This window comes from Herbaspirillum sp. (genome assembly GCF_035644555.1).
Taxonomy (GTDB): domain Bacteria; phylum Pseudomonadota; class Gammaproteobacteria; order Burkholderiales; family Burkholderiaceae_D; genus Herbaspirillum.
Genome location: NZ_DASQOH010000077.1, coordinates 25,465 through 49,098, shown reverse-complemented (window position 1 = coordinate 49,098; position 23,634 = coordinate 25,465). Strand labels below are relative to the sequence as shown.

Genomic DNA, 23,634 nt, shown 5'->3' with positions numbered 1-23,634 from the left:
CATCCAGACCGGCGAATACGCCAAGAGCTTCATCCTGGAAAACAAGGCCGGTGCACCGACCCTGATGTCGCGTCGTCGCATCAACGCCGAACACCAGATCGAAATCGTGGGCGAGAAGCTGCGCGCCATGATGCCCTGGATTAAGGCCAACAAGCTGGTCGATCAAAGCAAGAACTGATCTGCCGCTTGTGCAGAAAAACGCCACGGTTCGCCGTGGCGTTTTTTTTTCGCCCCTGCACCCCCTGCGCATCGATGTGGATGACAGAGCGCCATGCTGAAGGGCGATGTCGTTACCGCTTGTTGCATTTGCTCAAGAACCAAGCGGATGGGTAGTCGTCGAAGTGCAGGGTGAATGACTTGAATATGAAGTTATCATCACCCGTCCACGACCAAGAATAAAGAGGATCCCCTATGACACCTTCCCGCAAACTGATGTTGGGCGCCGCTTTGGCGACCGCTTGCCTGGCATCGCAGGTCCAGGCGCAGACTCCGGCGCAAGCCCAGGGCAGCATGCCGGCTGCCGTCGCCACCACCGGTACCATGGTAGTGGTTCCCGCCAATGGCGAGATCAGCGTACCCAATGACCAGGCCCGCGTGACCCTGCAGGTTGAAGAGCAAGACAAGGACAAGGCCACCGCTGCCTCCCGCGTGAACCAGAAGATGAAGCAGGGCATCGAGCTGTTGAAGCGCCAGGACCCGCAAGCCACGCTCAAGAGCTACGGCTACTACACCTATGCGGTCTATGCCGAGCCGCCCCAGGTCACGCCCCAACAACCGCGTCAGCCGGCCAAGGCCCGCGCAGTGGTGGGCTGGCGCGTCGGGCAGTACCTGGAGATGACCACCGAGAACCTGAGCGCGCTGCCCAAGACCGTGGCGTCGGCACAGAGCCTGTTGAACCTGAACGGCCTGCAGTTCGGGCTGAGCCCGGCGGCTGCCCGCAAGCTGGATGAGGCCCTGGTCAAGGCCACCTATCGCAACCTGGAAGAGCGCGTCGGCTTCATTGCCAACGCCATGCATCGCGCTCCGTCGGACGCCGTGATCGAGACAGTCGACTTCGAAGGCTCGGGCAACTATGCGGCACCGGCCGCCGCCCCCATGGCCAAGGCCGCCATGATGCGTTCGGACATGGTGCAGGAAAACGCCAGCGTGGCCGAACCCAGCTTCGAGCCGGGCGAATCCACCGTCAACATGCGTCTGGTCGGCAAGGTGCGTTTCAAGTAGGCAGGACCGGTGTCAAGAACTGTCAGCCTGCACGGGCTGACAGGGGAGGGAGGCTATAATCGGCCTCCCTTTCCGTTTTAAGGATCAACATGCGGAACATCGCCAAGCTCATCCTTCCCGTCGCGGCCGTCCTGCTGGCCGGTAGCGCCCATGCCGACATCTGTGCCGACCTGCGCGCCATGCAGCAGCAGGCCCCCTCGCATTTCGACGGCTGGAAGAAGGATGGCCAGGACTCGGTCGTCAAGGGCGACAAACGTGGCCCCGTCTACCTGTCCAATTTCATGCTTGATGGAGCCGAGGTCTGCACCATCTCCAGCAACTCCTCCGTCTATTCCTGCGTCTGGCGCCTGGCGTCACCGGCAGATCTGGGGCGCGCCTACCAGCGCATGGTCAACGACATCAAGGCCTGTGCGCCGCTGGGCAAGGAGCCTGCCGGCATCATCGCCGACGAACCTCAGCAGCGCAGCCAGGGTGACCTGCGCCAGGTCACCGAGGTGACCGGTTTCGACTATGCCGACGTCGAAGCGACCGTGCTGGTCGGCCAGATGCAACTGACCGGGCCGAAAGGTCTGGCGCGCAATGAACTGAAGTTCAGCTTCTCGCATCCCCAGGCCCGCTAGCGGCCGCTCGTCTGTACGGCCACCACCGCTCATCCCGGGTCGACAGCCACCGCCGGTGTCGACCTGCCCCGCGGGCGGATTGGCAAAACCTCTCCCAGACCGTCAAATAGCGTCCGTCAAGCGCCCCGGGCGGCGCATTTCGTTGCAATTAACGTGCGCTGGACTAGAATAGGCACGCTTTTACTTTTGAACTTTCCGCGAGCACAGCGCGATCATTGGAGCAACATTGAACAATAACCACTATCCCCACCCCATTATCGCCCGCGAAGGCTGGCCCTTCCTGACTATCGCCGTGGTCGTGGCACTGCTGGCCACCTATTTCTGCGGCGCCTGGTCCTTCCCACTGTGGATCATCGCGCTGTTCGTGCTGCAGTTCTTCCGCGATCCGCCGCGCGTGATCCCGCAGGCCGCCAATGCGGTGCTGTCGCCGGCCGATGGCCGTATCGTGGTGGTGGCCACCGCCCATGATCCCTATACCGACCGTGAAGCCCTGAAGATCAGCGTCTTCATGAACGTCTTCAACGTCCACTCCAACCGCGCCCCGGTGGATGGCAAGATCGAGAAGGTGCAATACTTCCCCGGCAAGTTCGTCAATGCCGACCTCGACAAGGCTTCGCTGGAAAACGAACGCAATGCCCTGGCCATCACCACCACCAGCGGCCACAGCGTGACCTGCGTGCAAGTGGCCGGCCTGATCGCCCGCCGCATCCTGTGCTACGTCAAGGCCGGCGACACCCTGGCCCGTGGCCAGCGCTACGGTTTCATCCGCTTCGGGTCGCGGGTGGACGTGTACCTGCCCCTGACCGCTGTTCCCAAGGTCAGCGTGGGTGAAAAGGTTTCCGCGACCGAAACCATTCTGGCCGAACTCTGATCACACCCGAATAGCCTGCGCCCGCCGCCGCATGGATGAGGCGGGTGGTTTTCTGCATAACCTCTACTGGACATCGATGCCAACACTAAGACGACGCAAGGCCAAGGCCGGCATTCCCTTCCCGAAATCCCTGCGCAGGCCCAAGGCGGCGCAACTGGACGAATCCGGGCAGGTGGTGGTGCGGCGCCGGTCGCGCGGGATCTACCTGTTGCCCAATGCCTTCACCACGGCCGCGCTGTTCTGCGGCTTCTACGCCATCGTGATGGCGATGAACCTCAAGTTCGACTATGCCGCCATCGCCATCTTCGTGGCCATGGTGCTGGACAGTCTGGACGGCCGGGTCGCCCGCATGACCAATACCCAGAGCGAGTTCGGTGCCCAGTACGACAGCCTGTCCGACATGGTCTCCTTCGGTGCCGCGCCGGCGCTGGTGGTCTACGAATGGTCGTTGCGCGGCATGGGCAAGCTGGGCTGGCTGGCGGCCTTCGTCTATTGCGTGGGCGGGGCGCTGCGGCTGGCGCGCTTCAATACCAACATCGCCGTGGTCGACAAGCGCTACTTCCAGGGCTTGCCCAGCCCGGCGGCAGCGGCGCTGGTGGCCGGTTTCGTCTGGCTCATGGATGACCTGCGCTTTGCCGGTACCGACCTCAGCTGGTACGCCTGGGTGATCACTCTGTACGCCGGCATCACGATGGTGACCAATGTGCCGTTCTACAGCTTCAAGGACGTCAATTTCCGCAAGCCGGTCCCCTTCATCGCGGCACTCCTGGTGGTGGTGGCGCTGGTGCTCATTTCCAGCGATCCGTCCAAGGTCTTGTTCGGCCTGTTCGTGCTGTACGGCCTGTCCGGCTATGGCGTCTATCTCTGGCGCCGTCTCAAGGGCCGCCCGGTCAGCATCGTGCAGACCAAGGATGAGCACGGGGACGAGCCCCATTGAGTTGCCCGGGCCATGGCCCTTGATGGTCATGACCATGCCAGTTACGCAGACACCCGGCCCCGTGCCGGGTGTTTTGCTCCCGGGCCAGCGCGGTTTTTTTGGGGTCGCCTTCACATCCGGCAAGTTTTTGCTAAACTGCGTTCAGCGCTTTATATATTTCTTCACAGTTCGCAATCGCGACATGAATGAAAATAAATCATGGCAATCGATACCACACTGACATCGCTGGGCAGTCTGAACTCCTACGGGCTTCCCGCAGAGAGTGGCGCCAGCAATCCGGTCAAGGCCAGCGACAATCCGGCAGCGGTGGCGCAGGCCATCGAACTGTCGACCGATGCCTCGGTGATCGTCAGCCTGGGAGGCGGCACCGCGGTGCAGGGGCAGGACGCCCTGACCTATAACGCCGCCGGCCTGTTCGATGCCATCGTCAGCGCCGGTTCGGCCGACAATACCTCGCCCGACCTGACCCAGAACCAGGCCAGTCAGTCCTATTACCAGGGCATCCTGGCCAGCATCACGACGCCTCCCACGGCCGCTGGCGTCTATGACGGCAACGGCCAGTTCAGCGGCAATGGCGGCCTCTCGCCGGATCTCACCTCACTGCTCAAATCCGACCCCAGCCTCACCAGCACCATCGTTGGCGACCTGGTCAATCAGGGCATCGTCGGCAGCCTCATTTCCACGACCGCCTGAGCGACCAGGTCGTCAAGTCGCAATCAGCGCAGCCAGTTGCTCGCGCAGGGCGGTATCGCGCGCGCTGCGCTCGCTGATGCGGTGATCGACGCCGGGCAGGTCGATGATGCGGCAGTCCGCCCCTGTGGCGTGTTGCCGTACCAGTTCCGCCACCTCCGCCGGTATCACCGCATCCTCGCTGGCCCGCACCAGGGTGAGGCGTCCCCGATAGTGGCGCATCAACGTCAGCACTGCGGCCTCGCGCCAGCTGCCGGGGCGGCGCAGGGCTGCGCTGAAGGCCGGCCCGAAGGGCAGGCTAAACGCCGCGCCATCATAAATGGCGCCCACCAGGGTGACCACGTGGGTGATCTGGTTTTCGGGGCGGCAGGCCAGGCGCAGCGCGATTTCGCCGCTCATGCTCACACCCACTACCGTGCGTGGCACGACGGTGTAGCGCGCCAGCGCCGCCTGAGCTTCATCGAGCCGTTTGGACAGGGAATTGGGGAGCCGGGCACTGCTGGAACCGTGCCCGGAAAAATCGATCGCGGCGCTGGCGCAGCCATGCCGGGCCAGGGTCTGGCGCAACGGCCATTGGCGCTGCCGGTGGCCATGTCCGGCACCGTGCAGCACCAGCGTATGGATGGCCTGACCATCCCCGGCACGGATCAGATCGACCGCCAGCGTTTCACCGCCGACGGCCAGCGTCATTTCCTCGCGCAGGCTGTCGGCCTCCGGCGGCATGGACTCAGTCGCCGGAATGGCGCCGTTCCAGCCCGGGACTGGTGGCGTAGTAGTGGCGCTTGGCTTCGTACATCAACGCATCGGCACGCTGCACCACGTGTTCCAGGCGCTCGCCCGGGGCGGCCGTGGCGGCCCCCATCGACAGGCTCAGCGTCACGCCGGAGTAATACTGGTTGTTGATCTCCACCAGCTTCTCGATCTGGTCCATCAGCAACTGACAACCGCGCTCGTCGGTGGCGGGCAGCAGGATGGCGAATTCGTCGCCGCCGGTACGCGCCACGCTGCCCGGCCGTTCAACCGCCTTGCCCAGCACTTCGCCCACCCGGCGCAGCAAGCCGTCGCCGGTGGCATGGCCGAGCTCGTCGTTGACTTCCTTCAGGCCGTTCAGATCGGCCACGATCACGCTGACCGGGAACGGGCCCTTGCGCTCCAGGCGGTTCAGTTCATCGACCATGTAGGCGCGGTTGTGCAGCTTGGTCAACTCGTCGTGCTTGCCCAGGAATTCCAGGTAGGCCTCGGCCTTCTTGCGGGCGGTGATGTCGGTCAGCGCCACCAGCACCAGATCCCAGTTGTCTTCGTGGCCGGGGAAGACCGAAAACTGCAGGTGAACGTGCAGGATCTCGCCATTGAGGGCGTAGTTGACCACCTCGCGATGGTGCAACAGGTTGCCGTTCCACAGTTCGATGAGCTGCTCGTTGAAATGCGGACGCATGTCATCGCGGAACACATCCGACAGGCGCGAGAGCAGGGTGGCCTTGTCCGGCGCGCCGAACATGGACAGGGTCTGCAGGTTGACATCGATGACGCGGATCTCCTGCATGCAGCGTTCCACGAACTCGGGGTGGACGTCGGTGAAGGTGCGGAAATCGGTGATGCCGATGCGGTGCAGGTCGTCGAAGAGCCGCTTGACGGCGCTGAAGTCCTCCACCCATAGCGAGATGGGCGAATACTCGAACAGCCCGCGCGCATAGTTTTCGCTGCGCGAGAGTTTCTTGCGGGCCGTCTCGCGTTCGGTGACGTTCTCGATGGCCAGCAGCACATAGTCCCAGCTTTCTTCGCTGCCCGGCATGATGCGACCTGACAGCTGGATGTCCAGCCGCTTGCCGCCCAGGGTGTAATTGACCGTGTAGCTGGAGAAGGTAGTGCCACCGTTCCAGAGCTGCACCATTTCATCGATGAAGGTATCGATCATGTCGTCCCGGAAGACCTTGTCCAGGTTCGCCACCAGATGCGCCAGGTCGCGTGCCTCATACCATTCCAGCGTGCGACGGTTGACGTCGACCACCCGGATCTGCATGGCGCAGGCCTGGGCGCGCGAGGTGTCCTGGGTCAGGTAGCTGCGCAGGTCGGTAATACCCGCGGCGCGCCATTGGTCGAACAGGCGCTTGAGGCCGCTGTAATCCTCTTTCCACAGGGAAACCGGCGTCAGGTCGAAGGTATCTTTTTCGGAAAGCGCCGGGGCGGCGGCCGGCGGAGGGCTTGCTGGGGACGGATCGTTCTGCATAACACTTCATCTTTTGCTGATGGTGAAGTGTAATGGTTTTACAGAAACTCCTGCACGTCCTGCCCGCCTGTTTGCGTGATTTCACACAAGTTTTATGCGTTCCAGCGCTAAAAATGGGCGAATTTGTTGACCGATAGTTAATTATCGTCCTTCACCGCCATCGCCGGCCCTCGTTTTCCGCTCCCGCTCACCGCGCCCGGCTCGGGTTCAGCGCGTGTCGCCAGCCTCCCAGGCGTCGCCACAGCGTCAGCAGTGGCGCATGCCAGCGCTGGCGCCGGTTGACCAGACAGAGCAGTTCCCCGCCCTGCGGCGCGAGGACGCCGACCCAGCCATCGTGCTGCAGCAGCAGGCATTCGCCATCGGCCAGGCGGCTCTGGCGGCTGACCAGGCGATCGACCTGCCATTGCGCCGCTTCGGTCACGCGCAACAGCGGGGCGTGGCACAGCAACTGGCTACCGGCCGGCAACCATAGTTGTCGGTGCTCGCCGCGACCCAGTGGCAGCCTGCGGGCTGTGGCGTGCGGGTCGGGAACAGGGGGATGGCTGGGGATGGGCATGCACTTTCTCCGAGGTGGTGGGGATGAGTGCAGTCTAGGGAGGCGCAGGGCGGTGCAACAGGCACAGGAAAATGCATGCTGCTGCGAAACAGCCTTGGATTTTTTGCCCTGTTATCGTTTCTTTTCGAATACTCTGTATCTGTTCCGGTTTGCCCCGGAAGAACATCATGACTGTTATGGATACCAGCCTGCGCCTTCCCGATCTCTCGCCAGCACCGCCCGCACCGCCGTCGGCGCTTCCTGAACCCCAGTTCGCGCCCGGTCCCGCCGAAGGCGGTCGCCAACCGCTCTACCGCCGGCTGGCGGACCACTATCAGGGCGCGATCCAGTCCGGCACCCTGGTGGCTGGCGACCGCATGCCTTCGGTGCGCGACCTGATGCGCCAGCATCAGGTGAGCCTGTCCACCGCCTTGCAGACCCTGCGCCATATGGAGGAGGGCGGCTGGCTGGAAGCCCGTCCGCGTTCCGGCTATTTCGTGCGCCAGCCGCGCCGCTCGGCCATCCGTCCGGTGCAGGAGCCCAAGAGCCTGATGGCCATCGATCCCGAGCAGTACGCCGGCATCCATGAAAAGGTGTCGCAATACATCGCCCTGCGCCAGAGCGGTGCGCCGCGCATCGACCTTTCCGGCATGACCTGCGCGCCCGAGCTGTATGCGGTGGAAACCTTGAAGCAGGCCGCCATGCGTGCCCTGCGCGACCGCCCCGAGCTGCTCACCAGCGCCATGCCGCACAACGGCAATGCCACCTTCCGCCAGGCCGTGGCGCGGCGGGCGCTACACCATGGCATGCGCATCGATCACGAAGAAGTGGTGGTCACCCACGGCTGTATCGAAGCGCTCAACCTGGCCCTGCGGGCGGTGGCCGGCCCCGGTGACACCATCGCCGTGGAGTCGCCGACCTATTTCGGCCTGTTGCAGGCCCTGGAAAACCTGGGCATGAAGGCGCTGGAGATTCCGACCAGCCCGCATACCGGCATCTCGGTGGAGGCGCTGGAACTGGCGGTGCGCACCTACGGCAATATCAAGGGCGTGGTGGTGGTGCCTAACCTGCAGAACCCGCTGGGCTGCATCATGCCCGACGAGCACAAGGACAAGCTGGTGCGCCTGTGTGAAGAATTGCGCCTGCCGCTGATCGAAGATGATGCCTACACCGAACTGGCCGACGGCAACGTGCCGCCGTCCAGTCTCAAGAGCCGCGATCGCAGCGGCAATGTGATCTATTGTGCCTCCCTGAACAAGGTGCTGGCGCCGGGCATGCGCCTGGGCTGGATGAATGGCGGGCGCTGGCATGAGCGGGTCAAGATGCTCAAGTTCACCCATACCCGCGCCAACGAGGAATGGACCCAGGTCACCGCCGCCGACTTCATCGCCAGCCCGGCCTACGACCGCCACCTGCGCCGCCTGCGCCAGTTGCTCAAGGAACAGCGCGAACGCATGGCCGAATCGATTGCGGCCTATTTCCCCGAGGGCACGCGCCTGAATGTGCCCAATGGCGGCGTCGGCCTGTGGGTGGAGCTGCCGGTGCAGGTGTGCTCGCAGCAGATGTTCGAACGGGCGCTGGCCGAGGGCGTGGGGGTGTCGCCGGGTGCCATCTTCTCCAATTCCAACCGCTACGGGCATTTCCTGCGCATCTGCTGCGGTCATCCTTTTACCCGCGAACTGGACCAGGCACTGCGCCGCCTGGGCAGCATCGGGCATAGCCTGGCCGCACAGTAGGGCCGTCGGTAACATGAAGTTTTCGTCAGGCCGCCCCGGGTACAGTCCCGGGGTGGCCTTTTTGCATTCCGGGCCGGTGATGAGGCAGGGATGGCAGAGAATCAGGCATTGCCCGAAAGCGCGGGCTGCGTCAGACTTGTAAAGAACATGTAAAGACGAAGGTTTGCATTCTCACGCGTGCTGCCTAGATCCGATGTCCTTTCCGGGAGACCAGTCCATGCCTGAACCCCAGCAGCAGACGCAGCACGCCCACCAGGTCCGTTTGCACGCGGCGATCGACGCCCACATGGCCGGGCGCCTGGACGAGGCCCGTGCTGTCTACGAGGCGGTGCTGGAAGAGGACCCCATCGAGCCGGTGGCATTGCACTTCTACGGCATCTGGCTGCATCAGGCCGGGCGCCATGAAGAAGCGCTGGACAAGCTGGAACTCTCCAGTGCGCTGGAGCCCGACAACGCGGCCTGGCACAACGACCTGGGCAATGTGCTGTTTGCGCTGGGCCAGGTGGAAGGCGCCGAACAGGCCTACGCCGATGCGCTGGCGCTGACGCCGCAAGACCACACCGTCTGGAACAACCTGGGCGCCGCCCTGCTCCAGCAAGAGCGCCGGGAAGACGCCATGGCGGCCTTCGAGCGGGCGGTGGAGATTGCCCCCGAGTTTGTGCCCTCCCTGCTGCACCTGGGCAGCCTGCATGAAGCCGCGGGCGACAAGATGCAGGCCTCGCACTACCAGTGCCGCGCCTACGTTCTGCCGCCGATGGAGGGCAAGTCCTGGGAGATGGTGGGGATTTCCTTCTATTTCCTCGGCCGTCTGGAGGAGGCTGCGCAAGCCTATCGCGCCTGGCTGCAAGAGCAACCGGACAACCCGATCGCAGCCCACATGCTGGCCGCCTGCTCACAGGACGAGGTGCCCGCCCGTGCCTCGGACCGCTACATCGAATCGCACTTCGACCGCTACGCCGAGACCTTCGAGACCAACCTGCTGCAAAGCCTGGCCTATCGTGGCCCCAGTCTGATCGCTCAGGGCCTGGCGCGACTGATGGCGCCGTCACGCCAGTTCGCCACCGTCGACATCGGCTGCGGTACGGGTCTGTGCGCGGCCCAGGTGGCGCCTTTCTCGCATCGCATCATCGGCGTCGACCTGGCGGGCAAGATGCTGGAAAAGGCCGCCAGCACCGGGCTCTACGCCCATCTGGAAAAGGCCGAGATCGGCGACTACCTGGCGCGGCATCCGCAATCCTGTGACCTTGTCACCGCCGCCGACACGATGATCTACTTCGGCGACCTGGATCAGGTCTTCGGCGCGGTCGCTGGCGCTTTGCGCAGTGGCGGCTATTTCGCCTTCACGGTCGAGGCACTGACGGCCCATGACCCCGCCGAGGACGGTTATTGCCTGCATGCCAGCGGTCGCTATCGCCACGGGCGCGACTATGTACGTCGGGTATTGCAGGCGCACGGCATGGAGGTGCTGCACGACAGCGACGAGATCCTGCGCGAGGAAGTGCGACAGCCGGTGAAGGGCATGCTGCTGGTGGCCCGCCGCCGCTGACCGGATCGGGTATTCAGGCCGCCGCGTGCAGTGCGGCTTCGACCTGGTTGCGGGTGGGGATGGGTTCCACCGCGCCATAACCGGTGGTGGACAGGGCAGCGGCCACGTTGGCGTAGCGCGCCGCCGCGAAGGGATTGCTGCCGCGCATCAGCTCGGCCATGAAGGCGCCGCCGAAGCAGTCGCCGGCGCCGGTGGCATCCAGTGCCTGTACCGGATACGGGGCCACCATGCGCCGCTCTTGCGGCGTGGCCACGTAGCAACCTTCCTTGCCCAGCTTGAAGGCCACCAGTTGCACGCCATAGCCCAGCAGGCGATCGACGATGGCGTCGCGATCTTCCAGCCCGGTCAGCGTGGACACGTCTTCCCAGCTCGGCAGGCAGATATCGCACAGGCCGAAGGCCTGTTCCATCTTTTCGCGGGCGCGCTCCAGCGACCACAGGCGCAGGCGCAGATTGGTGTCCAGCGAGGTCGGCACGCCGGCAGCACGGGCCTGGGCCATGGCGGCCAGGCCTGCTTCGCAGGCGCTTTCACTGATGGCCAGGCTGATCCCCGACAGGTGCAGGGCAGCCGCGCCGGCGATGCTCTCCAGCGGCAGGTCGGCCGGCTGGTACTGGCTGGCCGCCGAGCCGGCGCGGCGGTAGTGGAACTGATGGCCGCTGTCGTCATGGGTGACGAAATAGATGCCGGTGCTGGCGTCCGGGCGCACGGCCACGTGCTGCACGTCGACCTGTTCACGCTGCCACAGGGCCAGCAGGTCCTGCCCGAAATGATCATCGCCGACGGCGCTGACATAGGCCGAGGCCGCCCCCTGGCGGGCGGCGGCGATGGCGAAGTTGGAGGTGTCGCCGCCATATCCCTGCAGGAAATTGCGCGGCGACGCGATGCTCTGGTTGAATTCCACCATGGCTTCACCATAGGCGAGGATCTGCTTGCTCATGTTGTGCTGAAACGAAGTTGAAGTACGCAGGAACGAAAATGAATAAGAACCGGGATGGAAACCCGGATGAACCGGGCGGCCTCAGAAGAAGGTCTGCACGATGTCGGTGACATCGAAGCGCGCATCCACCACCACCAGATGACGCCACTTGTCGAAGGTCAGGCAGGGGTGGGAGATGTCGAAGGCAATCATGTCGCGGACCTTGATGTCGTCGCCTGCGGCGATCTTGAGGTAGGCGTGCTGGTCCATCATGCCGGTGACTTCCCAGTGCGCTGGCGTGGCCTGCGGCTGGGTGTCATGGCCCGGACGGAAGCGCGTCACCGGCGCCGGCAGGCCGGCATCGAAGGCGGCGTCGCGCTTGCCCAGGGCGATGATGGCCTTGTCGCTTTCCGGGATGGATTGCACGTAGGCCCATAGCTGCAGCGCCGGCTGCAACTGGCTGCGCATGCTGTGCGCCACCGGATTGCGCACCTGGATCTGGGCCTGCGCGGCGCGGTAGATGCCCACGTCGTGGGTCAGGTAGCAGCCCGGGCGCAGCACCACGTCCAGGGCCGCACCGATATCGGCCTGGCCGAATTCTTCGGCCACCACGTCGTACCAGGCCGAACCGGCCCCGGTCAGCACCGCCGGACCGTGCGCCAGGCGGCGCGCCAGCTTGCCCTGCGCGGCCAGTTCGCCGATACAGGCTACTGCGCGTTGCAGGAAGCGGCGGATATCGACCTCTTCCTTGAGCACGCCTTCATACACTTCCACCCCGGCCAGGGCGAGGCTGTCCCAGCGTTCGATCTCGGCCAGCACGGCAGCCTGCTGGTCGGCATTGCGCACGCCGGTGCGACCGCCGGCCGGGCCCAGTTCCAGCAGCACGTTCAGGGTTTGCTTGCGTTCGGCGAAGAAGCGGCCGAGCTGCTCCACCAGGTCGGCCGAATCGACCAGGCAGAAGAATTCGAAGGAGGGATCGGCCAGCAATTCCGAAATGATGGCCATGTTGCGCTTGCCCACCAGCTGGTTGGCCATGATCACGCGGCGCACGCCGTGGTGGTAGGCCGCCAGGGTCTGGTGCGCAGTGGCTAGGGTGATGCCCCAGGCGCCGGTGTCGAGCTGGCGCGCAAACAGCTTGGGCGCCATGGTGGTCTTGCCGTGCGGGGCCAGCTTGACCTGGTATTGGCCGACAAATTCCTGCATCCACTTCAGGTTGTGGGCGATCTTTTCTTCATACAACACCGCGGCCGGCAGGCTGATGTCCTCGTTGAGCAGGTTCCAGCGCACGCTGCCGGCCTGCTGCGGCGACAACGGCTGGGGCAGGGCGCCCAGACCCTTGTTGAGCGGGTCGACGATGCCGGGCTGATAAGGTCCGTGGTAGTTTGTATCATTCATCGCATTAATTCCTGTGAAATTAGGATTGACGTAATAATAGCCTTGAATTTACTATGTTTACGCCGTGTTAGTAAATAACATAAATTATTCTTGCGGCTCTTTTTGGTGCATCCGGCATGCACTTTTCTGGGTATTTTCCGCCGACCAGATCCTTTCACCCCATGGCGCAGACATTGGACATCATTTCCCGCATCAGCGAGCGTAGCAGCACCTTGCGACTGGCCGAACAGAAGGTGGCCGAGGCCATTCTGGGCGACCTCTCGGCCGCCGCCAGCGCCAGCATCGGTGAGCTGGCCGAGAAGGCCGGGGTGTCGGTGGCCAGCGTGACGCGCTTTGCCAAGGCCATGGGCTGCCGCGACGTGCGTGAATTCAAGTTCCTGCTGGCGCAGGCGGTGGCGGTGGGACAGCGCTTCTTCGATGGCGCCAAGACCCTGCCGTCGGAGCAGCCGCCGGAACTGGCTGACGTGGTCTATCGCGACATCCATGCGGTGCTGGAGCTGAACCGCGCCATGCTTAACCCGGACATGCTGATGCAAGCCGCGCACCTGCTGCAGGGCGCGCGCATGATCTACTGCTTCGGCATGGGTGGCGGCTCGACCATGATGTCCGACGAGGCGCGCTATCGCCTGGTGCGCCTGGGGCGACCGGTGGCGACCTATCACGATGCGGTGCTGCAGAAGATGGTGGCCGCCACCCTGGACAAGGAAGACGTGCTGCTGGTCTTCTCCACCACCGGCAGCGTGCCGGAACTGCTGGCCAGCTGCGAGGTGGCGCGGGAATACGGCGTCAAGCTGATCGCCATCACCGCCCTCGGTTCGCCACTGGCCAGGCTGGCCGATGTGCTCTTGCCCATCAAGACGCTGGAGACCGACCTGATTTTCAAACCGTCCTCGTCGCGCTACGCCATGATGGCGACGCTGGACATGCTGGTGCTGGAGCTGGCCCTGCTGCACAAGGAAAGCAGCCAGGAACGGCTGCGCCGCCTCAAGTACGTGCTCGACGCACATCGCGGCGGGGGCGACCTGCACCAGCCGCTGGGAGACTGACATGATATCCACCACCCATACCGAGGACGGGGAGCGTCGCTGCGACACCCTGTTCCGTCACGCCCTGGTGATCGACGGTTCCGGCGCCGAGCCCCAGGTGCTCGACGTGGCCGTCCACCAGGGCCGCATTGCCGCCATCGGCCAGCTCGACCAGTGGCATGCCGCGCAGGAGATCGATGCCACCGGCCGCGTGCTCTCGCCCGGCTTCATCGACGTGCATACGCATGACGACACCAATGTCATCCGCACCCCGGAGATGTTCCCCAAGCTGTCGCAGGGCGTGACCACGGTCGTGGTCGGCAACTGCGGCATCAGCGCCGCGCCGGTCACGCTCAAGGCCGATCCGCCGGACCCGATGAACCTGCTGGGCAAATCCGAGGCCTTCCACTATCCGACCTTTGCCAGCTATGTCGAGGCGGTCAATGCCGCGCAACCGTCCATCAACGTGGCCGCGCTGGTCGGCCACACGGCCCTGCGCAACAACCATATGGACCGTCTGGACCGCGCTGCCACGCAGAGCGAAATCGACGGCATGCGCGCCCAGTTGCGCGAGGCGCTGGAGCACGGCGCGCTGGGCCTGTCCACGGGTCTGGCCTATGGCAATGCCATCAATGCGCCCACCGAGGAGGTGCTGTCCCTGGCCGAACCGCTGGCCGAGTTCGGCGGCATGTATGCCACTCACCTGCGCAGCGAATTCGCCGACATCCTCGATGCCATGGACGAGGCCTTCCGCATCGGCAAGCATGCCCGCGTGCCGGTGGTGATCTCGCACCTGAAATGTGCCGGCGTGGAAAACTGGGGCCGCAGCAGCGAAGTGCTGCAGGCGCTGGAGGCGGCGGCGCGGCACCAGCACGTGGGCTGCGACTGCTATCCCTATACCGCCAGCTCATCCACACTGGACCTGAAGCAGGTGACGGCCGACTACGACATCCAGGTCACCTGGTCCGAGCCGCATCCGGAGCAGGGCGGCAAGATGTTGAAGCAGATCGCCGCCGAGTGGGACGTGGACCTGCACACGGCGGCCGGGCGCCTGATGCCGGCCGGCGCGGTCTATCACTGCATGTCCGATGACGATGTCAATCGCATCCTCTCGCACCCGGCCACCGTGGTCGGCTCCGACGGCCTGCCCAACGATCCGCTGCCGCACCCGCGCCTGTGGGGCGCCTTCCCGCGCGTGCTGGGCTATTACAGCCGCGAACAGAAGCTGTTCTCGCTGGCCACCGCCGTGCACAAGATGACCGGCCTGTCGGCGCAACGCTTCGGGCTGGACTTGCGCGGCTTCGTGCGGGTGGGCTATCACGCCGACCTGGTGCTGTTCGATGCCGACACCATCCGTGATGCGGCCAGCTTTACCGATCCTATGCAGCCGGCACACGGCATCGAGGGCGTCTGGGTCAACGGCCAGCTGGCCTATCGCGGCCAGGACAAGCAGTCCACTGCTGCACGCTCCGGTCGCTTCCTGGCGCGCAAATTGCAGAAGGAAGCCGCCTGAACGCAGTGGGGCCGGGCTTAAGTATTTTTCAGTGTTTCAAGTTTCAATGTGAATCAAAGTGAAGGAGCAACAATGAGTATTCAACGATTTGGCGTGGAAGGCGGCAGCGGGACCGGTGGTCAGCATCTGCCATTCGCACGCGCAGTGGCCGCTGACGGCTGGTTGTACGTCTCGGGCCAGGTGGCCATGGAAAACGGCGAAGTGATCGATGGTGGCATCGTGGCGCAATCGCACAAGGCCATCCAGAATGTGCTGGCGATCCTGAAGGAAGCCGGCTACGGACCGGAACACGTGGTGCGCTGTGGTGTCTGGCTGGATGACGCGCGCGACTTCCAGTCCTTCAACAAGGTCTTCAAGGAGTACTTCGGCGCCAATCCGCCGGCCCGCGCCTGCGTGGTGTCGAGCATGGTGGTGGATTGCAAGGTCGAGGTCGATTGCGTGGCCTTCAAGCGCTGATGAGCTGGCGGGCTGGCATCGAAGGGAGCGTCAAGTATCCCGATGCAGCCTGCTGCTGAAGTCGCCGCAGTGAATGATGTGAGTCTGATGATTTGAGTCGTATAAATAATCTAAATTATTTAAATCATTTGATTCATATGGGCGTTTCAAGAGTTCTGTTCGATTTGGCAGTTCATGTTTGCCGGCAGGGGTGTGGTATCGCCGGCGGGCGTCTTTTTACCTTCTGAAGAGGAGCAACAGATGGAGGCTGTACAAGGGAGTGCGCTACTGGTCTATGCACTGGTAGCGGTGATTGCACTGATCGTGCTGATCGCCAAATTCAAGATGAATCCGTTCATCGTGCTGATCGTGGTCTCGCTGCTGCTGGGCCTGTCCGTGGGCATGCCGATGGGTAACATCGTCAAGGCCTTCGAAACCGGTGTGGGCGGTGCGCTGGGCCACATCGCGCTGGTGGTGGGCCTGGGTACCATGCTGGGCAAGATGATGGCCGAGTCCGGTGGTGCCGAGCGCATCGCCAACACCATGATCAAGGCCTTCGGTGAAAAGAACGTGCACTGGGCCATGATGACGGTGGCCTTCATCGTCGGTCTGCCGGTGTTCTTCGAAGTCGGTTTCGTGCTGCTGGTGCCGATCGCCTTCAACGTCGCCAAGCGCACCGGTACCAACATGGTGCTGGTCGGTATCCCGATGGTGGCCGGTCTGTCCGTGGTGCACGGTCTGATCCCGCCGCACCCGGCGGCGCTGCTGGCAGTGACCGCCTATAGCGCCGATATCGGTCGTACCATCCTGTTCGCGCTGATCGTGGGCATTCCCACCGCCATCATCGCCGGCCCGATCTTCGGCAAGCTGATTTCCAAGGTGGTGATTCCCGATCCCGACAATCCGCTGATCTCGCAATTCGTCGACGCCGGCAAGAAGGACCGTGAACTGCCGGGCTTCGGCATCACGCTCTTCACCATCCTGCTGCCGGTGGCACTGATGCTCATCGGTAGCTGGGCCGATCTGTTCTTCGCGCCCAAGACCTTCGCCAACGACTTCCTGCGCCTGATCGGCAACTCGGTCATCGCGCTCCTGATCGCCACCCTGGTGAGTTTCTGGACCTTCGGTCGTGCCCGTGGTTTCGGCGCCGACCAGATCCTCAAGTTCACCAACGAATGTCTGGCCCCGATCGCCAGCATCACGCTGGTGGTGGGTGCGGGTGCCGGCTTCGGTCGCATCCTGATGGATGGCGGTGTCTCCAAGGCCATCGTCGGTATCGCCACCGATGCGCATCTGTCGCCGCTGATCCTGGGCTGGTTCGTGGCTGCCCTGATCCGCGTGGCCACCGGTTCGGCCACGGTCGCCATGACCACCGCCTGCGGCATCGTCGCGCCCATCGTCTCCACCGTCGGTGGCGTGCGTCCGGAGCTGATGGTGCTGGCCACCGGCGCCGGTTCGCTGATCCTGTCGCACGTCAATGACGGTGGTTTCTGGCTGGTCAAGGAATACTTCAACATGACCGTGCCGCAGACCTTCAAGACCTGGACCGTGATGGAAACGCTGGTCTCGGTGCTGGCCCTGCTGTTCACGCTGGCGCTGGCCACCGTGGTCTGAGCCTGACCGAACGTCCTCGTGACAAGGCCGCCCGCTGCAGTGCAGAGCGGGCGGCCTTTTTCATGGCGGCAATGGGTGGGTCAGAAGCGCGAGCGGGTGTCGTCGAAGCGCGGGTCGGGGCCGTTCTCGACCTTTTCCACGATGCCCTGGTCGGTGAAATAGACGGTCATCTGCGAATTCCATACGCCGCTTTCCTTGAAGCCGTAGTTCCAGGCCTCGAAGGGGATGCGGGCATAACGCGTCACTTCGGTGGGACGACCGACCCTGCGCAGTACGTCCAGTTTGGTGTCCTGCTTGGGGCGGATGGCACGGAAGTTTTCGATCGTCCAGACTTGCTGGTAGGAAACCAGGCGATGATCAGGGCCGATGCGGGCCATGTACTGATACTGGCCGAAGGCGCCGGCAGCGTATTCGAAGAGGCGACTGTCGCCATCCGGATACACATTGCTGGGCGCGCCCAGGCGGGCGACTACCTGTTCTTCGCTCTCGCCGGGCGTGACTGGCGGCTGGAACAGCGAGGCACAGCCGCTCAGTGCGGCGCTGGCCAGCAGGGCTGCGGCCAGCAGCGGGCGGCCGCGGCGCAGGAGGGGGGAGAGTTGCTTCATGGTGATCTTCCTGTTGTTGTCATTCCAATACGGCCCGGCTGCGGCCAGCCCCTGGGCTGGTCTGACAGATCCTGTCGGCAAATGTTTGTTGGAATGGCTTTTTGCTATATAATTTCGCGTCCGGTCGTTTTGGCCGGATTCTCATTTTTTGTTCACGGTATGCAGGGCACATCATTTGACGCTCCGCACACCGCTTGTGAAAGGTAAAAGCAATGTCCATCGAAAAAGCAGCCAAGGCTGCCATTATCTCCGAAAACGCCCGCGGCACGAACGACACCGGTTCTCCGGAAGTGCAAGTCGCGCTGCTGACCGCACGCATCAACGACCTGAACGGCCACTTCAAGGCCCACGTCAAGGATCACCACTCCCGTCGTGGCCTGATCAAGATGGTCAACCGTCGCAAGAGCCTGCTGTCCTACCTGAAGAACAAGGACGCCGATCGTTACCGCGCCCTGATCGAGAAACTCGGTCTGCGTAAGTAATTTGACTTCGCGTCTGGGTCTCCGGGCTCTGCCCCGGGACCACCACGAAATGCCTGCGTCACTCGTTGACGCGGGCATTTTGTTTTTTGCGATTCCGCAAGCTCAGGCGTAGGCCGGGGCGCAACGAAGCGCAATGCCCTGCGGGCAGGAATAGATCATTGTTTCATCGCGGCAGGCTGTTTGTTTGATCAATGCCGCGTTCGTCGTGAGTGACCGGTTTCGCCGGCCACTGTGGTGAGGTGAACGACAGCGCCTGAAAATCTGTCGGCAAAAGGAAGTCGCGCACCGCGGACACAGTCGGGGCAGGCTCCATAAAAGAAAGGAAATACCGTGTTCAATAAAGTAAGCAAGACCTTCCAGTACGGTCAGCATCAAGTCACCCTGGAAACCGGCGAAATCGCCCGCCAGGCCTCCGGCGCCGTCGTGGTCTCGGTGGAAGACACCGTGATCCTGGCTACCGTGGTGGCCCGCAAGGAAGCCAAGCCCGGTCAGGATTTCTTCCCCCTGACGGTCGACTACATCGAGAAGACCTATGCTGCCGGTCGTATCCCCGGTGGTTTCTTCAAGCGTGAAGGCAAGCCCTCGGAAAAGGAAACCCTGACCTCGCGCCTGATCGATCGTCCGATCCGCCCGCTGTTCCCGGAAGGCTACCTCAACGAAGTCCAGGTGATCATCCACGTACTGTCGGTGAACCCTGAAATCGATCCGGACATCCCCGCCATGATCGGCGCCTCGGCTGCCCTGTCGCTGGCCGGCATCCCCTTCAACGGCCCGGTGGGCGCCGCCCGCGTGGCCTACATCGACGGCCAGTACGTCCTGAACCCGACCCAGACCCAACTGAAGTCCTCGCAACTGGATCTGGTGGTGGCCGGTACCGAAACCGCCGTGCTGATGGTGGAATCCGAAGCCGACCAGCTGTCCGAAGAAGTGATGCTGGGCGCGGTCGTGTTCGGTCACGAACAGTCCAAGGCCGTCATCGAAGCCATCCACGCGCTGGTGCGCGACGGTGGCAAGCCGGAAGTCCAGTGGACCGCCCCGGCCAAGAACGAAGCCCTGATCGCGCGCGTCTCGCAACTGGCCGAAGGCCCGCTGCGCGAAGCCTATCAGACCAAGGACAAGCAAGCCCGTACCGAGAAGCTGAAGGCCGTCTCGGCCCAGGTCAACGAAGCCCTGGTCGCTGAAGCCGCTGCCAACAACGGCGTGGCCGCTGACGCTGCCGAAGTCGGTTCCATCCTGTTCGACCTGGAAGCCAAGATCGTGCGTTCGCAGATCCTGGAAGGCGAACCGCGTATCGACGGTCGCGACACCCGCACCGTGCGTCCGATCTCGATCCGTACCGGCGTGCTGCCGCGTACCCACGGCTCGGCCCTGTTCACCCGTGGCGAAACCCAGGCCCTGGTCATCGCGACCCTGGGTACCGCCCGTGACGAGCAGAAGATCGACGGCCTCTTGGGCGAATACACCGACCGCTTCATGCTCCACTACAACATGCCTCCGTTCGCCACCGGCGAAACCGGTCGCGTGGGTACCCCGAAGCGTCGTGAAATCGGTCACGGCCGCCTGGCCAAGCGCGCGCTGATCGCCGCACTGCCGGCGGCTGACGAGTTCAGCTACTCGGTGCGCCTGGTCTCGGAAATCACCGAGTCCAACGGCTCCTCCTCGATGGCATCGGTCTGCGGCGGCTGCCTGGCACTGATGGACGCCGGCGTGCCGATGAAGTCGCACGTGGCCGGTATCGCCATGGGCCTGATCAAGGAAGGCAACAAGTTTGCCGTGCTGACCGACATCCTGGGCGATGAAGATCACCTGGGCGACATGGACTTCAAGGTGGCCGGTACTGCCAATGGCATCACCGCACTGCAGATGGACATCAAGATCCAGGGCATCACCAAGGAAATCATGCAGGTCGCGCTGGAGCAGGCCAAGGAAGGCCGCCACCACATCCTGGACAAGATGCAGGAAGCCGTCCCGGCCGGTCGTGCCGAGCTGTCCGACTTCGCACCGCGCCTGATCACCATCAAGATCAATCCGGAAAAGATCCGTGACGTGATCGGCAAGGGCGGCGCCGTGATCCGCGCGCTGACCGAAGAAACCGGCACCCAGATCGACATCAGCGACGAAGGCGTGGTCACCATCGCCTCCGTGGACGCATCGGCTGGCCAGGAAGCCAAGCGCCGTATCGAAGAGCTGACCGCTTCTGTGGAAGTGGGCAAGATCTACGAAGGTACCGTGCTGAAGCTGCTGGACTTCGGCGCCATCGTCCAGGTCCTGCCGGGCAAGGATGGTCTGCTGCACATCAGCCAGATCGCCAACGAGCGCGTCAATGCCGTGGCCGACTACCTGAAGGAAGGCCAGCAAGTGCGCGTGAAGGTCCTGGAGACCGACGACCGCGGTCGCCTGAAGCTGTCGATGAAGGCTGCCCAGGCTGAAGAGGGGGGCGAAGCTGCTCCGCAAGACCCGCAGTAAGTCCTTGCTCTGCCGGCGCTGACAAGGCTGCCGGCGAGTGACCGACAGAGAAATCCCCCATGCCTCGCGGCGTGGGGGATTTTTCTTTGGGTGCATGCGCTTGCTTGTTGGCCGGGCGGGACAATCTGTCCCAGTGATTTCGAACCAAAAGTATGAGAACCTGTCCTTCTGCAATGAGGGACATCAAGCTTGCTGCGATGTCCCCGGGTGTCACGGCCGCAAGGGGAGCCGCGTGCCCGTCTGCAGGTGCATCCGAATAGAGAGTAGGGGACATCTGTAGTGCCTGATCCGGCGCGATCCGGTGGGTACATACAGGCAGAACAACACATTACTTTTGAAAGGAAGGCGATGCCCCATGTCATCATCATCGGTTGTGGATTCGGCGGCCTAGCTGCCGCGCGTGAGCTGGCCAGTGCCGACCTGCGCATCACCATGATCGATCGCAGCAACCACCACCTGTTCCAGCCGCTGCTGTACCAGGTGGCGACGGCCGGGTTGTCGGCGCCGGCCATCAGCGCGCCGATCCGCGCCATCCTGGCGCACCAGAGCAACCTGACCACCCTGATGGCCGCAGTCACCGGCATCGATACCGCCGGCAAGAGCGTCACCCTGGAAGACGGCGGCGTACTGTCCTATGACCATCTGATCGTCGCGGCAGGCTCCACCCACAGCTATTTCGGTCATGACGAGTGGAGCGCGCTGGCCCCCGGTCTGAAGACGCTGGAAGATGCCTTTGAAATCCGCAAGCGCATCCTGATGGCCTTCGAGCGGGCCGAGCGCGAAACCGATGCGCGGCGCCGCCAGGAGTGGCTGACCTTTACCGTCATTGGCGGTGGTGCCACCGGCGTGGAAATGGCCGGGACGCTGGTGGAAATCGCCCGGCATACCTTGTCTGGCGAATTCCGCAATATCGATCCGCATTCGGCGCGGGTGGTGCTGGTGGAAGGCTCGGAGCGGGTACTCGGGGCCTATCCACCGGACCTGTCGGAAAAGGCGCGCGAGCAGTTGCAAAAGCTGGGCGTGGATGTGCGTACCGGTTGTCGCGTGGTGCATATCGACGAGACCTGCGTGCGCTATGCCAATTTCGACGGCGAGCAGAGCCTGGCCACGCGCACCGTGATCTGGTCGGCGGGGGTCGCGGCCTCGCCGTTGGGCAAGCAGCTCGGGGTCGAGGTGGACCGTGCCGGTCGCGTACCGGTGTCGCCGGAGCTCAATATCGCCGGGCATGAGGATGTGTATGTGATCGGTGACCTGGCGGCCGCGCAGTCCGATGGCAAGCCGGTACCGGGCGTGTCGCCGGCGGCCAAGCAGATGGGGCGGGTGGCAGCGCGCAATATCAAGCATCGCATCGCGGGACAGAAGCCCGAGACCTTCGTCTATCAGGACTACGGTTCGCTGGCCACCATCGGTCGCAAGGCCGCCATCGCCATGGTCGGCAAGCTGAAGTTCTCAGGCTACCCGGCCTGGCTGTTCTGGCTGTTCGTGCACGTGTACTTCCTGATCGGCTTCCGCAACCGCATCATGGTGATGGCCGACTGGGCCTGGGCCTACTTCACCTTCAAGCGCAGTGCGCGGGTCATCTCGGCGACCATGCCTACGCAGGCCGAAGCGCCCTCATTGCGCAAGGAAGTGGCCGAGTAGTTTTCGCCGCGTCACAGAAACAACGCCCGCGTTTCCATGGCTGGAAGCGCGGGCGTTGTGCTGTGTGGAGAAGGGTGTCGGCCTCAGTCTTCCAGCGCCAGCATGGCGAAGCTGGCCAGCCAGTGGCCGCCACTGTAGTGGCTGCCGACCACCTGATCGATGGAGGCGCCGATGTGACGCTGTACGGAGCTCTCCATGGCAGCCCGTGCCGCGTGGGTGGCGGGCAGGTGTCGCAGCACGGTCTTCATGCACCAGGCGCGCGACAGGTTCAGACCATCCAGGTGCGCGATCTTGGGATCGGTGGGGTCCGAGACATGCGCCGGCTGCATGATCTGCGAGACCTCGGCCACGCGCGGCAGGTAGCGGTCGAACCAGGCGGGGAAGTCGGCGCTGGAAAGAACCTTGCTCATCAGGAGCGCTTCGGTCAGCGCGCCGGAAATGTACTCGTCTCCGCCCGGTTCGTAGTGAGCCGGGTAATCGGTGTCCTTGCCGTAATAGCGCTGTGCACTGTCCACGATGACGGTTTCCAGTTCGCCGTCCTGCACGTGGCGCGCATAGTCCAGCGAAAGCGCCAGTGCGAAGGCGGTGTTGTAGTGGGTACCCACGCGGATGGGATAGCTGAGCTTGGAGAGATAGTCCAGCAGGCGGCTGCGGATTTCCATGGTCAGCGGTGCCATGGCGCTGCGCCAGGCAGTGGCGCGGGGCAGGGCCGATCGTGCCAGTTCCTGATCCAGCGCCAGGATCCAGCCGAAGCCATAGGGGCGTTCGAAGGGGCCGCGACCGCCGACGCGGAAGTAATCGGTCTCGCGTTCCATCAGTTCCCGCGTGAAGTGCTCATCGAAGATGTCTTCGATGTCGCTGCGTGCCGGCAGGGCCGGGAAACGTTGCACGCAGCGCAGCAGCAGCCAGAAGCCGTGGACCGCCGAGTGCCAGTCGTAGCAGCCGTAGAACACCGGATGCATGGCGCGCGGCGAGAGCACGTCGGCTGCGCCATGGAGCACATGCATGATGTGGTTGGGATATTCCTGGCGCAGATAGGCCAGTGGCATGCGGGCAAAGTCTTCTGCCCGTTCGATGGTGAGTTGCATGGGGGATTCCTTGGACTTCATGAGGCGGGGATGGAACGAAGTGGCCGCGCTTGGACGGCCACTTCAGGCGC

At 63.6% G+C, this 23,634-nt stretch carries 21 protein-coding genes and 1 pseudogene; 15 read left to right on the top strand and 7 right to left on the bottom strand.

The genetic code is table 11. The features are described 5' to 3' along the window. The 6 genes and pseudogenes from VE092_RS21545 to VE092_RS21520 form a co-directional block, all read left to right on the top strand. Positions 1–178: pseudogene (locus VE092_RS21545) on the top strand (ketol-acid reductoisomerase); the annotation flags it as partial. Positions 179–411: 233 nt separating this feature from the next. Beyond that, positions 412–1,221: an SIMPL domain-containing protein gene (locus tag VE092_RS21540; RefSeq protein ID WP_324879968.1), complete on the top strand. Its 810-nt coding sequence runs from the start codon at positions 412–414 to the stop codon at positions 1,219–1,221. An 89-nt stretch (positions 1,222–1,310) separates the two neighbouring features. Then, positions 1,311–1,841, top strand: coding sequence for a vesicle formation protein (locus VE092_RS21535; RefSeq protein WP_324879967.1), 531 nt, complete (start codon positions 1,311–1,313; stop codon positions 1,839–1,841). 226 nt (positions 1,842–2,067) lie between these two features. Beyond that, positions 2,068–2,712: a phosphatidylserine decarboxylase gene (locus tag VE092_RS21530; RefSeq protein WP_324879966.1), complete on the top strand. Its 645-nt coding sequence runs from the start codon at positions 2,068–2,070 to the stop codon at positions 2,710–2,712. Positions 2,713–2,788: 76 nt separating this feature from the next. Beyond that, positions 2,789–3,649, top strand: a complete 861-nt coding sequence (gene pssA / locus VE092_RS21525) for a CDP-diacylglycerol--serine O-phosphatidyltransferase (RefSeq protein ID WP_324879965.1) — start codon at positions 2,789–2,791, stop codon at positions 3,647–3,649. A 198-nt stretch (positions 3,650–3,847) separates the two neighbouring features. After that, on the top strand, positions 3,848–4,342 hold the full coding sequence (locus VE092_RS21520; RefSeq protein ID WP_324879964.1) for a hypothetical protein: 495 nt from the start codon (positions 3,848–3,850) through the stop codon (positions 4,340–4,342). 12 nt (positions 4,343–4,354) lie between these two features. On the opposite strand, the gene VE092_RS21515 is transcribed toward VE092_RS21520, so the two are convergent. The 3 genes from VE092_RS21515 to VE092_RS21505 all read right to left on the bottom strand — a co-directional run bounded on the left by VE092_RS21515 (position 4,355) and on the right by VE092_RS21505 (position 7,122). Continuing rightward, a complete protein-coding gene (locus VE092_RS21515; RefSeq protein ID WP_324879963.1) occupies positions 4,355–5,062 on the bottom strand; it encodes an alpha/beta hydrolase in 708 nt (235 codons plus the stop codon). A 4-nt stretch (positions 5,063–5,066) separates the two neighbouring features. Beyond that, positions 5,067–6,566, bottom strand: coding sequence for a sensor domain-containing diguanylate cyclase (locus VE092_RS21510; protein WP_324879962.1), 1,500 nt, complete (start codon positions 6,564–6,566; stop codon positions 5,067–5,069). Positions 6,567–6,753: 187 nt separating this feature from the next. After that, positions 6,754–7,122 carry a hypothetical protein gene (locus VE092_RS21505; RefSeq protein ID WP_324879961.1) on the bottom strand — a complete coding sequence of 123 codons (369 nt, stop codon included), beginning with the start codon at positions 7,120–7,122 and terminating at the stop codon, positions 6,754–6,756. A gap of 176 nt (positions 7,123–7,298) precedes the next feature. Here VE092_RS21505 and VE092_RS21500 point away from each other — a divergent pair, with 176 nt between their 5' ends. Further along, positions 7,299–8,837 carry a PLP-dependent aminotransferase family protein gene (locus tag VE092_RS21500; RefSeq protein ID WP_324879969.1) on the top strand — a complete coding sequence of 513 codons (1,539 nt, stop codon included), beginning with the start codon at positions 7,299–7,301 and terminating at the stop codon, positions 8,835–8,837. Positions 8,838–9,054: 217 nt separating this feature from the next. After that, complete coding sequence (locus VE092_RS21495) at positions 9,055–10,383, top strand: tetratricopeptide repeat protein (RefSeq protein WP_324879960.1); 1,329 nt, start codon at positions 9,055–9,057, stop codon at positions 10,381–10,383. Between the two features lie 13 nt (positions 10,384–10,396). On the opposite strand, the gene VE092_RS21490 is transcribed toward VE092_RS21495, so the two are convergent. Next, positions 10,397–11,320 carry a sugar kinase gene (locus VE092_RS21490; protein ID WP_324879959.1) on the bottom strand — a complete coding sequence of 308 codons (924 nt, stop codon included), beginning with the start codon at positions 11,318–11,320 and terminating at the stop codon, positions 10,397–10,399. An 81-nt stretch (positions 11,321–11,401) separates the two neighbouring features. After that, the gene (locus VE092_RS21485) at positions 11,402–12,694 is read right to left on the bottom strand and encodes an amino acid deaminase (RefSeq protein WP_324879958.1); all 1,293 of its coding nucleotides are present in this window, start codon (positions 12,692–12,694) and stop codon (positions 11,402–11,404) included. A gap of 161 nt (positions 12,695–12,855) precedes the next feature. Here VE092_RS21485 and VE092_RS21480 point away from each other — a divergent pair, with 161 nt between their 5' ends. The 4 genes from VE092_RS21480 (at position 12,856) to VE092_RS21465 (ending at position 17,281) form a co-directional block, all read left to right on the top strand. Then, positions 12,856–13,740, top strand: coding sequence for a MurR/RpiR family transcriptional regulator (locus VE092_RS21480; RefSeq protein ID WP_006712912.1), 885 nt, complete (start codon positions 12,856–12,858; stop codon positions 13,738–13,740). Position 13,741: 1 nt separating this feature from the next. Continuing rightward, positions 13,742–15,232 carry a D-aminoacylase gene (locus tag VE092_RS21475; RefSeq protein WP_324879957.1) on the top strand — a complete coding sequence of 497 codons (1,491 nt, stop codon included), beginning with the start codon at positions 13,742–13,744 and terminating at the stop codon, positions 15,230–15,232. Between the two features lie 72 nt (positions 15,233–15,304). Then, positions 15,305–15,688 (top strand): RidA family protein, encoded by a 384-nt coding sequence (locus VE092_RS21470; protein WP_006712914.1) that lies wholly within the window; start codon positions 15,305–15,307, stop codon positions 15,686–15,688. 240 nt (positions 15,689–15,928) lie between these two features. Continuing rightward, positions 15,929–17,281: a GntP family permease gene (locus VE092_RS21465; RefSeq protein WP_324879956.1), complete on the top strand. Its 1,353-nt coding sequence runs from the start codon at positions 15,929–15,931 to the stop codon at positions 17,279–17,281. 80 nt (positions 17,282–17,361) lie between these two features. Here VE092_RS21465 and VE092_RS21460 read toward each other — a convergent pair whose 3' ends face one another. Then, complete coding sequence (locus VE092_RS21460; RefSeq protein ID WP_234296140.1) at positions 17,362–17,886, bottom strand: hypothetical protein; 525 nt, start codon at positions 17,884–17,886, stop codon at positions 17,362–17,364. A 212-nt stretch (positions 17,887–18,098) separates the two neighbouring features. Between VE092_RS21460 and rpsO the strand changes: the two genes are divergently transcribed. The 3 genes from rpsO (at position 18,099) to VE092_RS21445 (ending at position 22,475) form a co-directional block, all read left to right on the top strand. Next, positions 18,099–18,368, top strand: a complete 270-nt coding sequence (gene rpsO / locus VE092_RS21455) for a 30S ribosomal protein S15 (protein WP_006712917.1) — start codon at positions 18,099–18,101, stop codon at positions 18,366–18,368. 330 nt (positions 18,369–18,698) lie between these two features. Further along, positions 18,699–20,834, top strand: coding sequence for a polyribonucleotide nucleotidyltransferase (gene pnp / locus VE092_RS21450; protein WP_077235622.1), 2,136 nt, complete (start codon positions 18,699–18,701; stop codon positions 20,832–20,834). A 348-nt stretch (positions 20,835–21,182) separates the two neighbouring features. Continuing rightward, the gene (locus VE092_RS21445; protein WP_324879955.1) at positions 21,183–22,475 is read left to right on the top strand and encodes an NAD(P)/FAD-dependent oxidoreductase; all 1,293 of its coding nucleotides are present in this window, start codon (positions 21,183–21,185) and stop codon (positions 22,473–22,475) included. A gap of 83 nt (positions 22,476–22,558) precedes the next feature. On the opposite strand, the gene VE092_RS21440 is transcribed toward VE092_RS21445, so the two are convergent. Next, positions 22,559–23,563, bottom strand: coding sequence for a DUF2891 domain-containing protein (locus VE092_RS21440; RefSeq protein WP_324879954.1), 1,005 nt, complete (start codon positions 23,561–23,563; stop codon positions 22,559–22,561). Between the last annotated feature and the right edge of the window lie 71 nt (positions 23,564–23,634).

Bases quoted from the DNA above. Each gene is read 5' to 3' on its own strand.
- VE092_RS21540 (WP_324879968.1), top strand. From the start codon at position 412: ATGACACCTTCCCGCAAACTGATGTTGGGCGCCGCTTTGGCGACCGCT.
- VE092_RS21535 (WP_324879967.1), top strand. From the start codon at position 1,311: ATGCGGAACATCGCCAAGCTCATCCTTCCCGTCGCGGCCGTCCTGCTG.
- pssA (WP_324879965.1), top strand. From the start codon at position 2,789: ATGCCAACACTAAGACGACGCAAGGCCAAGGCCGGCATTCCCTTCCCG.
- VE092_RS21520 (WP_324879964.1), top strand. From the start codon at position 3,848: ATGGCAATCGATACCACACTGACATCGCTGGGCAGTCTGAACTCCTAC.
- VE092_RS21515 (WP_324879963.1), bottom strand. From the start codon at position 5,062: ATGCCGCCGGAGGCCGACAGCCTGCGCGAGGAAATGACGCTGGCCGTC.
- VE092_RS21510 (WP_324879962.1), bottom strand. From the start codon at position 6,566: ATGCAGAACGATCCGTCCCCAGCAAGCCCTCCGCCGGCCGCCGCCCCG.
- VE092_RS21505 (WP_324879961.1), bottom strand. From the start codon at position 7,122: ATGCCCATCCCCAGCCATCCCCCTGTTCCCGACCCGCACGCCACAGCC.
- VE092_RS21500 (WP_324879969.1), top strand. From the start codon at position 7,299: ATGGATACCAGCCTGCGCCTTCCCGATCTCTCGCCAGCACCGCCCGCA.
- VE092_RS21495 (WP_324879960.1), top strand. From the start codon at position 9,055: ATGCCTGAACCCCAGCAGCAGACGCAGCACGCCCACCAGGTCCGTTTG.
- VE092_RS21490 (WP_324879959.1), bottom strand. From the start codon at position 11,320: ATGAGCAAGCAGATCCTCGCCTATGGTGAAGCCATGGTGGAATTCAAC.
- VE092_RS21485 (WP_324879958.1), bottom strand. From the start codon at position 12,694: ATGAATGATACAAACTACCACGGACCTTATCAGCCCGGCATCGTCGAC.
- VE092_RS21480 (WP_006712912.1), top strand. From the start codon at position 12,856: ATGGCGCAGACATTGGACATCATTTCCCGCATCAGCGAGCGTAGCAGC.
- VE092_RS21475 (WP_324879957.1), top strand. From the start codon at position 13,742: ATGATATCCACCACCCATACCGAGGACGGGGAGCGTCGCTGCGACACC.
- VE092_RS21470 (WP_006712914.1), top strand. From the start codon at position 15,305: ATGAGTATTCAACGATTTGGCGTGGAAGGCGGCAGCGGGACCGGTGGT.
- VE092_RS21465 (WP_324879956.1), top strand. From the start codon at position 15,929: ATGGAGGCTGTACAAGGGAGTGCGCTACTGGTCTATGCACTGGTAGCG.
- VE092_RS21460 (WP_234296140.1), bottom strand. From the start codon at position 17,886: ATGAAGCAACTCTCCCCCCTCCTGCGCCGCGGCCGCCCGCTGCTGGCC.
- rpsO (WP_006712917.1), top strand. From the start codon at position 18,099: ATGTCCATCGAAAAAGCAGCCAAGGCTGCCATTATCTCCGAAAACGCC.
- VE092_RS21445 (WP_324879955.1), top strand. From the start codon at position 21,183: ATGCCCCATGTCATCATCATCGGTTGTGGATTCGGCGGCCTAGCTGCC.
- VE092_RS21440 (WP_324879954.1), bottom strand. From the start codon at position 23,563: ATGCAACTCACCATCGAACGGGCAGAAGACTTTGCCCGCATGCCACTG.